This is a genomic window from Clostridium sp. NkU-1 (assembly GCA_001312405.1).
Map to the genome: position 1 here is coordinate 1 of BBDR01000041.1, position 629 is coordinate 629.

Annotated in this window: 2 protein-coding genes; both read right to left on the minus strand. The window is 39.0% G+C overall.

Translation table 11 applies throughout. The annotated features are described in order from the left end of the window. Positions 1 to 43: 43 nt before the first annotated feature. Positions 44 to 343, minus strand: coding sequence for a hypothetical protein (locus tag JCM10519_RS24455; RefSeq protein WP_054742570.1), 300 nt, complete (start codon positions 341 to 343; stop codon positions 44 to 46). Between the two features lies 1 nt (position 344). Then, positions 345 to 629, minus strand: a 285-nt coding sequence (locus JCM10519_RS24460; RefSeq protein WP_347845391.1) for a hypothetical protein, incomplete at its 5' end; no start/stop codon positions are given.

Sequence of the window (629 nt, forward strand, 5' to 3'; positions counted from 1 at the left end):
GTAATGTGTTAGGTACTATACACGGCACAAATTGCACAGTATATTACAATATTTCGTGTGTGGTGATCGGAATAAATTGTACTGGAATATCTCTGACAGGAGGAAACTCCACTAATAGCGTTATTTTACTGCCATCGAATGTGAAATTTAAAACAGCTATATTTGGCAAGGTGAATATATTGGATCGTTCATATGTTCCATTCTCGCCAGCTAATGATGGTTCTATCTCCATAGGTGCTGACAATATCGTTAATGTGAGGTGTTCAACTAGTGTCACTAATGCAACGATAACTGGACACATAACATTGCCAAGGAGTTTCGTCGTAATAACATAAATGATCATTTTAATGAACCACCCATCCTGTATCAAAGCCTTCAGTATTGGAGATTGCTCTGGTAACTGTAGTATTCTCCCTGGCCTTTATAAATTGCAAATGTGCGATATCATTAAACACTAACACCCATTTTATAATGCCATATGAATCGCCCAGGTAACTATCAGGCGGGGCATAGCCAACGAGTTGTATATCTCCACCCTTATACCCTTGTGCAATTTTATCGTTGACAATACCGGATATCCATCCCGTAGCCGGATAAATACGTGCATGATACTCCATATTGTGATTTGC